General features: G+C 67.5%; 8 protein-coding genes and 1 pseudogene. 5 read left to right on the forward strand and 4 right to left on the reverse strand.

The annotated features are described in order from the left end of the window. Positions 1-220: 220 nt before the first annotated feature. Together ACFPFQ_RS28975 and ACFPFQ_RS28980 are read right to left on the reverse strand one after the other, a co-directional pair. Positions 221-463 carry a hypothetical protein gene (locus tag ACFPFQ_RS28975; protein ID WP_379624428.1) on the reverse strand — a complete coding sequence of 81 codons (243 nt, stop codon included), beginning with the start codon at positions 461-463 and terminating at the stop codon, positions 221-223. 233 nt (positions 464-696) lie between these two features. After that, positions 697-1,257, reverse strand: coding sequence for a Dps family protein (locus ACFPFQ_RS28980; protein WP_379624430.1), 561 nt, complete (start codon positions 1,255-1,257; stop codon positions 697-699). Positions 1,258-1,634: 377 nt separating this feature from the next. On the opposite strand from ACFPFQ_RS28980, the gene ACFPFQ_RS28985 reads away from it, so the two are divergent. The 4 genes and pseudogenes from ACFPFQ_RS28985 to ACFPFQ_RS29000 all read left to right on the forward strand — a co-directional run. Beyond that, the gene (locus tag ACFPFQ_RS28985; protein ID WP_379624432.1) at positions 1,635-2,864 is read left to right on the forward strand and encodes an AI-2E family transporter; all 1,230 of its coding nucleotides are present in this window, start codon (positions 1,635-1,637) and stop codon (positions 2,862-2,864) included. Positions 2,865-3,128: 264 nt separating this feature from the next. Continuing rightward, entirely contained in the window at positions 3,129-4,316 is a 1,188-nt protein-coding gene (locus tag ACFPFQ_RS28990; RefSeq protein ID WP_379624434.1) for an alpha/beta fold hydrolase, read from the forward strand. An 80-nt stretch (positions 4,317-4,396) separates the two neighbouring features. Beyond that, positions 4,397-6,508 (forward strand): glycogen debranching protein GlgX, encoded by a 2,112-nt coding sequence (glgX, locus tag ACFPFQ_RS28995; RefSeq protein WP_379624436.1) that lies wholly within the window; start codon positions 4,397-4,399, stop codon positions 6,506-6,508. Beyond that, a pseudogene (locus ACFPFQ_RS29000) lies at positions 6,450-6,731 on the forward strand (manganese catalase family protein); the annotation flags it as partial. The gene glgX and the pseudogene ACFPFQ_RS29000, both read left to right, overlap by 59 nt. Before the next feature lie 62 nt (positions 6,732-6,793). On the opposite strand, the gene ACFPFQ_RS29005 reads toward ACFPFQ_RS29000, so the two are convergent. Next, positions 6,794-8,032: a PP2C family protein-serine/threonine phosphatase gene (locus ACFPFQ_RS29005; RefSeq protein ID WP_379624438.1), complete on the reverse strand. Its 1,239-nt coding sequence runs from the start codon at positions 8,030-8,032 to the stop codon at positions 6,794-6,796. A gap of 325 nt (positions 8,033-8,357) precedes the next feature. Further along, positions 8,358-8,669: a helix-turn-helix domain-containing protein gene (locus ACFPFQ_RS29010; RefSeq protein ID WP_379624440.1), complete on the reverse strand. Its 312-nt coding sequence runs from the start codon at positions 8,667-8,669 to the stop codon at positions 8,358-8,360. Positions 8,670-9,203: 534 nt separating this feature from the next. Between ACFPFQ_RS29010 and ACFPFQ_RS29015 the strand changes: the two genes are divergently transcribed. Then, the coding region (locus tag ACFPFQ_RS29015) for a transposase (protein WP_379624442.1) at positions 9,204-9,346 on the forward strand (143 nt) is incomplete at its 3' end.

Here is a 9,346-nt window from a genome sequence, read left to right on the forward strand (position 1 = left end):
ATCGCTGGACCGGACGCGCCCGCCGCCTGACCAGCTCGGCCCTGCTCACCGCCCTCTACGGACGCGGACGCTCGGCCAGATAGCTCAGCGGAGCGCGGCATCGTCGAGCGGTGGTGCGGCGTGGGCCGCGCGGCGATGAGCGCCTGCGCACGCTCGATCGCCTCGAGCGGTCCTGTTCCCGGCGCATCAACGTCCCGGACTCCGGCACCGATGACCACCCTCAGCTGTCGTTCCGTTCGGCGAGCAGCCGCAACCGTTGCAGCGTCTCGATGTTCCGCATCCGGATCAACGGATCTCGCACCATGCGGGGCACCGCCAGCCCTGGTCCCGTCGCCACGTCCTCGGTCATGAGGATCGTGCACCCGCCGGCGGACGTGCTGGTCAGCTCGAATCCGATGTTGACCTCCCCCAGCGGCCGCGCCTTGCCGCGCAGGGTGAGTGTCCGTCCCGGTGTGCACGTCATGACCACGGTCCGGTCATCGAGTAGCACCGGCCAGCACCCCACCGAATGCTCGATGAACGCGCCCACCCGTGGCCAGTCGGCACTCACCGTACGCATCCGGGCCGCCCCCACGACCCAGGTCGGATACGACCACCCGTCAGCCAGCACCGCCCAGACGGAATCCACCGAGGCCGCCGTCGTGGTCGAGCAGCAGTTGCGGGCGGAACTCGATTCGACCGCACTCTCCAGGGACATCAGCCGGACGCCTGCGTGGCGGCCTTCTCCTCGGTGGTCGCCCCCGCGGAACGCAGCGTCCCGTCGGAACGCTCGAGGTGCGCGCGGACGAACCACTGGAACTGCTCGAGCTCACCGGACTGGGCGATCAACAGGTCTTGGGTGACCGGGTCCGGATCCTCGGTCCGGGCGATCGCGGCCCGGTGATCACCGATGACACCCGTGTAGACCACGTCGAGTGCACCGAGGTGGGCGATCGCGTCGGCCCGTCCGACCGAGTAGTCGTCCCAGCTGCGCTGCGACACCAGCGCCCCCGGCGTGCCCGTCGGAGATCCGCCGAGGGTGGCGATGCGCTCCGCGGTGTCGTCCACCATCGCGCGGACGCTCTCGACCTGCGGGTCCAGCATGGTGTGCACCGCGATGAAGTTCGGGCCGACCACATTCCAATGCACATGCTTGAGCGTGAGAGCGAGATCGTTCAACGCGTTGAGACGGTCCTGCAGGAGGTCGATGACTGTTGCGGCGTCCTTCCCCTCCATACCGGGGACGGTGTAGCCGATGGAACTCGGATCGGTGCTCATCGCGTGCCTTCCTGATCATGGATTCGGCCGGCGGGAAACGATCGCGGCACAAATGACGTCGTTGAGGCCCGACCGGGTTCGGGATACCCGCGACCACGCCGACGACACGTCAGGTCGCACATTCGGCACTCCGCCGGGCACCATGCCGCGGCCGATCACCCGGGCGAGTGGCCGCCCGGCTCGTCGTGGTCCACCTCGTCCAGCGGGGACATCGCTGCTGTCGTACCGTTCGCCGGCTGAGCCGTAAGAGTCCGGCCCGGCACGCCGGACCTGAACGCCACGCAGGCCCCGTAGCCACCGCGAGGCCGACCGGTCGATCGGTCGGCAGCGGGCCCGGTGCCGAGCCGGCGGCCGCACCGACCCTTTATGAGGTTGACTTGAACAAGCATCACGGCCGTGACGAACAGCTGGACGAACTCACGCACGAACAAGGAGCCGATCGGGGGACTGATGGCGGACATCACGACTTGGTCGCCCAGCCCCATGACAGCAGCGAGGGCCCCGTCGCTGATGCCGAGCTCGTCGCCGCCCGCATCAGCACCGACGCAGCACCGATGGGAACACCAGGTGAGCCGTTAAATCGCCGCTCGCCGTTCTGGATCGGTATGGCCGCCACAGCCGGGGTAGCGGTTACCGTCGGGGTGGTCGCCGCGATCGTGACCGTCAGCAGCGTGCTCGTCCTGATCGGGCTCGCATTGTTCATCGCGGTCGGCCTCGAACCGGCAGTGTCGTGGCTCGCCCGCCACCGCCTCCCCCGTTGGGCAGCGGTCAGCGTCGTCATCCTCGCGACCGTCGCGCTCATCGGGGGCTTCCTCGCGCTCGCCATCCCGGTTCTCGTCGAGCAGGCAACCCAGTTCGTCAACCAGGTTCCCACCTACCTGCGAGCGCTCCAGGACCGCAACTCGTTCTTGGGCGGGCTCAACAACCAGTTCCACATCCAGCAGAGCATCGAGGACGCGCTCGGCCAGGGCAGCGGGTCGGTGACGTCGCTGGCAGGCGGGGTGCTCGGCGCCGGGCTCGCGGTTTTCAGCGCCATCACGTCCGGGCTCGTCGTGATCGTGCTGACCATCTACCTCCTCGCTGACCTCCCCCGCATCCGAGCCGGCCTCTACCGGCTCGCTCCGGCCAGCCGGCGCCCGCGGGTGATACTGATCGGCGACGAGATCTTCGCCAAGGTCGGCGGCTACGTGCTGGGCAACCTGCTCATCTCGATCATCGCCGGCGGCGCAACGACGATCTGGTTGCTGAGCTTCGGAGTCCCGTACGCGGTTCTGCTCGGGCTGTTCGTCGCTCTCCTCGACCTGATACCGGTCATCGGCTCCGCCATCGCCGGCATCGTCGTCACCCTGATCGCGCTGACGGTGTCACTCCCGGTCGGCATCGCGACCGCCGGATTCTTCATCGCCTACCGCCTCGTCGAGGACTACCTCCTCACCCCGAAAATCATCGGCGGCGTCGTCAAGGTGCCCGCACTGGTCACCGTCGTGGCCGTGCTGCTCGGGGCCGCCCTGCTCGGCGTCATCGGCGCGCTCGTCGCGATCCCGCTGGCCGCCGCAGCGATGCTGATCATCCGCGAAGTCATGGTCCCCCGCCTCGACCAGAGCTGATTCCAACAGCCGCTCCCGTCGGTTCGCGGTCGGCGAGGTGTCGGCGGCCAGCACCGAAGGCCGCTTCGTACCGCGGTGCCGGGCGTCACTCCCGAGGCAGGCGTGGATCCGGCGCCGAGGGGTATCACCAACAAGCTTGGCCTCCGGACCTCGGGCCACGTCCGCCCACCGACCTTGTGTGCGCGGCCCCGTTCCCCGATGAGAGACCAGTTCATGACGATGTGCGTATTCGACCGGTCGACCTCGACTCCGCAGCGCGCGTCCGTGACCCGGCACGAGGTCCCCCTGCATGGACAGCAGCTGACCTTCCCGGAGCTGACCGAACGCATCGTGCTGATCGCCAGCGGCGTACTGAGTCAGGGAGAGTCCATGCCGTTGCGGGCCGCGACAATGCCCGGCGCCACCACCGTGCTGCGAACCCTTCGCCGCGCTCGCCCCACACCGACTGTCCTGACTCCTGCTCGATCTGTTGGGCAGCATTCTGCTCGAAACACCACTCGTTCGTTGCGGGTCCGGACCCCTTGCGCCGGCGGCTGTTGGCGGCCGCAGCACCAACGACATGACCCCACCTGCAACCCGAAGGACCGATCCATGGCCTCCTGTGCCGCACCGCCTTCCCCCGCGACCGCGCATCCCAATGCAGCGCCGACCCGCCTCCAACTCGCCTGGGATCGGGGCGGATCCGGCGAACCGCTGCTGTTGGTACACGGGATCGGCACCACCCGCGACGACTTCGCCGCCCTGCGCAGCAGGCTCGAGGACGAGTTCGACGTCGTGGCAGTCGACCTCCCCGGACACGGACGCTCTGCCCCGATCATGGGCCGTCCCACTGTTGCCGCGGTGACCGATGCGATCGAACGCGACCTCGACGCGCTCGGGATCGGTGACGTCCACGTGCTCGGCGACTCGCTCGGCGCCCGAATTGCGCTGGAGCTGGCGGTGCGGGGCCGCGCGCTCTCCGTCGTCGCGATCGCGCCGTCCGGGCTGAACCTACCGCCGGAGCGCATCCTCCAGGGCGCCGCGATGAGCATGGCCCGCATCATCATGCGCACCATCCGTCCCGCCATCGGCCCGATGTCGCAGACACCGCTCGGCCGCACCATGTTGCTCACCGGGTTGCGGTCTCACCCGTGGGACGCCAGCGAGACCGAAGCGCTGGCATTGCGAGCCGGCTTCGCCGACGCCCGTGGCTACTGGAGCCTGTTGTTCTGGGCGATCCTGACCGACGTCCCCGCGGGCCTCGATCGCATCACCTGCCCGGTGATCCTCGCCCAAGGCACCATGGACCTGATCTCCAGTGCACAGACACCCCGTTACCTGCTCGGCATCCGGGGTGCACGTTTCCGGCTGCTACCCGGCGCAGGCCACGCACCGCAGTCCGACGTTCCGAACACGATCATCGATCTCGTCCGAGACGCGGCCGGTTGCCGTGGATCGGTGCGCGCCGCCTGACGACAACGGTGCCAGCCGGCCAGATCTGTACCGGTGGTGACCGTGACCACGATCCAATGGAACGCTATGACGGAGGACATGTGCACATCTGGCCCGGTTCGCCCTACCCGCTGGGAGCCACCTACGACGGTGGTGGCACGAACTTCTCCATCTTCTCCGAGGTCGCCGAACGGATCGACCTGTGCCTCCTCAGCGATGACGGCACCGAGACGCGCGTACCGCTGCCCGAGCGCAACGGCCTGACCTGGCACGGCTACCTCCCCAGGATCGCGCCCGGGCAGCGCTACGGCTACCGCGTGCACGGCCCCCACGACCCCGCGACGGGACGCCGCTGCAACCCCGCCAAACTCCTCCTCGACCCCTACGCCAAGGCGATCGACGGCCACATCACCTGGAACGAGTCGCTGTTCTCCTACCGGTTCGATGACCCGGACGCGTTCAACGACGCCGATTCCGGGCCCAACGCCATGACATCAGTGGTGATCAACCCGTTCTTCGACTGGGCGAACGACCGGCCACTGCGGATCCCCTACAACGAGACCATCATCTACGAAGCCCACGTCAAGGGCATGACGATGCGCCACCCCGACATCCCCGAGGACGTGCGGGGCAGCTACGCCGGGATCGCCCACCCGGCGATGATCCGCCACTTCCAGGAGCTGGGCGTCACCGCGGTCGAGCTGATGCCGGTGCATCAGTTCGTGCACGACTCGACACTCGCCGACAAGGAACTGTCAAACTACTGGGGCTACAACACCATCGGCTTCTTCGCCCCCCACAACGACTACGCCTGCTTCGGCACCCGCGGCGAACAGGTGATGGAGTTCAAGACCATGGTCCGGTCGCTGCACCGGGCCGGCATCGAGGTCATCCTCGACGTCGTCTACAACCACACCGCCGAAGGCAACCACCTCGGACCGACACTGTCGTTCCGCGGCATCGACAACCAGGCCTACTACCGCCTCGTCGACGGCGACGAACAGCACTACTACGACACCACCGGCACCGGAAACAGCCTCAACGTCCGCCACCACGAATCCCTGCGCCTCATCATGGACTCACTGCGGTACTGGGTCACCGAGATGCACGTCGACGGCTTCCGTTTCGACCTCGCCTCCTCCCTCGCCCGCGAGTTCCACGACGTCGACCGCCTCTCCGCATTCTTCGACCTGGTCAACCAGGATCCGATCGTCAGCCAGGTCAAGCTCATCGCCGAACCTTGGGACGTCGGCGACGGCGGCTACCAGGTCGGCGGATTCCCACCGCTGTGGACGGAGTGGAACGGCAAGTACCGCGACACCGTCCGCGACTTCTGGCGCGGCGAACCCTCGAGCCTCGGCGAGTTCGCCGCACGCTTCACCGGCTCGTCAGACCTCTACGAGGCCGACAACCGCCGACCCATCGCCTCGATCAACTTCGTGACCGCCCACGACGGCTTCACCCTGGCCGACCTCGTCTCCTACAACGACAAGCACAACGACGCCAACGGCGAGGGCAACAACGACGGCGAGAGCCACAACCGCTCATGGAACTGCGGCGTCGAGGGCCCCACCGACGACGATGACGTCATCGCGTTGCGCGAGCGCCAGAAGCGCAACATCATCGCTACCCTGCTGCTCTCCCAAGGGGTCCCGATGATCGCCCACGGCGACGAGCTCGGGCGCACCCAGCAGGGCAACAACAACGTCTACTGCCAGGACAACGAACTGAGCTGGGTCGACTGGGCCGAAGCACGCGGCAACGACGTGCTCACCGAGTTCGTCACCCGACTCACCGCCCTGCGCACGGCGCACCCGGTCTTCCGCAGGCAACGCTTCTTCCAAGGTCGCCCCATCGCCGGCTCCAACATCGACGACATCGCCTGGCTGCGTCCCGACGGACAGCAGATGACCGATGACGACTGGACCGGTGAGCACACCAGCAGCCTCGCCGTGTTCCTCAACGGAGAGGGCATCCCCGATCGTGACCAGCTGGGCGGACGGATCACCGACGACTCGTTCCTGCTGCTCATCAACGCCCACCACCAGCTGTCCACGTTCACCCTGCCCGACCCCTCCTACGGACGGGGCTGGGAGATCGTCATCGACACCGCCGACCCAATGCTCGCCAACACCCGTCGACGCCACCCCACCGCTGCCTCCCGCCTGCGCATCCCCGCCCGCTCGATGGCCGTGCTGCAACGTCGCTACTAGCTGCGGCACCGGCGAGCAGGACCAGGGCGAGGCCGATGCACAGCGTGTCGAATCGGCGCAGTGGTCAAAGGTCAGTGTCGACGAGCCGAACCCCGCGTTCGCGAAGATGCTGCTCGAGCAGTTCGGCGGCCCCAACGGCGAGCTCGCAGCGGCAATGCGCTACTTCACCCAGGGCTGGAACGAGCCCGACGAGCAGCGACGCAGCATGATGCTCGACATCGCCACCGAGGAGCTCCCACCTGGAGATGGTCGCCCAGACCCGCCATCTGCTGCTCAAGGGCCCCGCTACTCGCGGGTCGTGATGCGGTCGAGTCTCGGGAAGAACCGCTCGTGGGTATTCGCGGACCAGTCCGCCATCAACAGGGTGGCGTCGTCCTGGAGCATCCCGTGCTGGTGGGCGAGAATGGCGGCGGCAAGTCTGCGCAGCGTCTCCGGCGCAGGGAGCCCGTCAAGCTCCACCCGCTCGGCGAAGTCGATCAGACGTTGCTCGCCGAAGAATTCCCCATCGCCGTCACGGGCCTCGGTGACACCGTCGGAATAGAGAAGAATCCTGTCGCCGGGTTCGAGCTGTTCTCGCCCGATCACCGGTTGACTGACCGATGCCGGCCGGATTCCCAGCGGTGGGCGGGGCGCAACGCCGAGCTCCTTGATCGTGCGCCCGGCGCGCAGCAGCAGCGGCGGCGGATGGCCGGCAAGCAGGTAGTGAAGCAACCCCGTGCGCGTATCGAGGGTCGCGAGTACGGCGGTGACGAACCTCAGCGGCCCAGGCTGTGCGATGAGGAGATCGTCGGCGCTTGTGGCCAACGCCGCCAGATCGGTCAGACCCTCACGACGCCCGTGGCGGACTGCTGTCACGGCCAGCGCCGTGGTCTGGCCGGCCTGCAGGTCGTGTCCGATGCCATCGAAGACCGCGAGGTAGGCGTCGTCGGTATTGACCGAGTAGTCGTACGCATCGCCGGCGACTCGGTCGTACGGTTCGAGCAACGCCGTGACGACGAGCCCTTCGGTGGCGAACGTTCGGGGCGGCAGGAACTGCCACAACAGCTCCGCAGCGGGGGTGAGCGGACCGTTCCCACGCAGCCATCGCAGCCGCTCACTGTAGGGCATCTTGGCAACCGTGATGTGACCCAGCAGCCCCGCCAGCGTCCAGCAGCGACGCCAGAGTTCGCGGTCGTCGACGACATCGGGCATGAGCCCGAACCGCGCGACACCCACACGATCGGTACCGTCCAGCATCGGGACCCACAGCTGCCGACGGCCGCGCTCATCTGTCCCCGCCTGGATCTCGCCCAGCTGGAAGGCACGACCCGCCACAGTGCCCTCGACAGCGATGGAGGTCGATGGCCCTGGACGAATGGGGAGCAGCTCGTGCTGGGCGAGATCGACGATCAGAACCTCGGCGGTGAGCCCCAGCGGCTGCACAGCACGGTTCGTCATCGCCGACAGCTGCTCGCCTGTCACGAGGTGCGATTCGTCGATCACCCTGGACAGCACATCGGCCCATGTGGCCTGCGAGACACCCACCGCCTGGACTGTACGGACCTGACGACCACGTGGCCCACGGACTGCAACGATCTCCAGTAGGCGTGCGGGTCGAGATCGCCGCCGCCTGTTCAGCTCCGGCACCCGACGCGCTGAAGCGTGATCGAGCCACCGTTGACGGAACGCGCTCAGCCATGGTGGGTGACACAACGCGGGTGCTGCCGAGCGGCGACGGCCTCGCCGCAGTGTCTCCTCACCGTCTACTGCTGTTTCCCGGTCGTCCGAGGCGACTCACCCCAGGGGTCGGCAAACGCATCCGGCAACGATCCGAACCGGCCCGACGGCGAGGTCGCCGCCGTGCCACAGCTCAAGGCTGCGACTCCGAAGGTGTTTCGAGTGTGGCGATGCGGGCGCGGGCGGTGTCGAGTTCGTCTTGCAACCCAACGATCCGGGCGGCGGCGTCGAGAGTCATGCCCTGGTCGAACAACTCCCGCAAGCGGGCCGCCAGCTCGAGCTGGCGGCGGGAATAACGACGGTGACCACCGGCGGACCGCTGGGGTCGGAGCACCCCGGCAGCGTCGAGACTGCGCAGGAACGCCGGCTGCACCTCGAGAAGTTCAGCGGCCTGTCCCATGGTGACCGCCGGGTAGTCATCATCGTCGAGCTGCCCTAGTCCCATGCGCATCCTCTTCCCACTCGGTTCGCGCCTCACTGCTGGTTGGTGTCGCAAGCATGAATGCGGGGCCCGGCCGTATCGGCCGGGCCCCGCGTCTACCAGGTCATCGATGAAGATCCAGATGCTCGGGGGTTGTCCTGATGTTCAGCCTCCGCTCGTCTCGACCGGTCGCCGTCCCTGTGGCGTTCATGTCGTGCCGCTGCAACCAATACTACAGCTGCGGATGCAGATCGTGTCAAGGACCCGACACAGGAGCGGCTGAAGAAGCCCGGTGGATCGAGGACGGTCGCAGTGGCGCTTTGACGCCTTCACACCGGCGACGAGCACGCGCAAGGAACCTGGTCATGTCACCGCCTCCCGACGGTCGCGGGGAAACCGGGGTCAAGGTCAGGTCGCAGACGGTCCGGATCGTTGTCAGGCGTTGATCTGCCGACGGCCGGGTGCCGGTGCGCACGTCGCGCTCGATCGCGTCCGGTTCGACGCCGGGCTAGAGCGTGTCCCGTGGATCTTGATCGGTGGATGCGGTAGACCGAGCGGGTGCTCGATCGTCACGACCTGACTGATGAGGAGTGGGCGCGGTTGGCGCCGTTGCTCCCACCTCAGACTCGAGCCAGAGGCGGCCGGTGGGCAGATCACCGCATGGTGATCAACGGGGTGTTCTGGCGAACTAGGTGTGGGCT

The sequence above is a fragment of the Pseudonocardia sp. GCM10023141 genome (assembly GCF_042653605.1).

Bases quoted from the DNA above. Each gene is read 5' to 3' on its own strand.
- ACFPFQ_RS28975 (WP_379624428.1), bottom strand. From the start codon at position 463: ATGACGTGCACACCGGGACGGACACTCACCCTGCGCGGCAAGGCGCGG.
- ACFPFQ_RS28980 (WP_379624430.1), bottom strand. From the start codon at position 1,257: ATGAGCACCGATCCGAGTTCCATCGGCTACACCGTCCCCGGTATGGAG.
- ACFPFQ_RS29010 (WP_379624440.1), bottom strand. From the start codon at position 8,669: ATGGGACTAGGGCAGCTCGACGATGATGACTACCCGGCGGTCACCATG.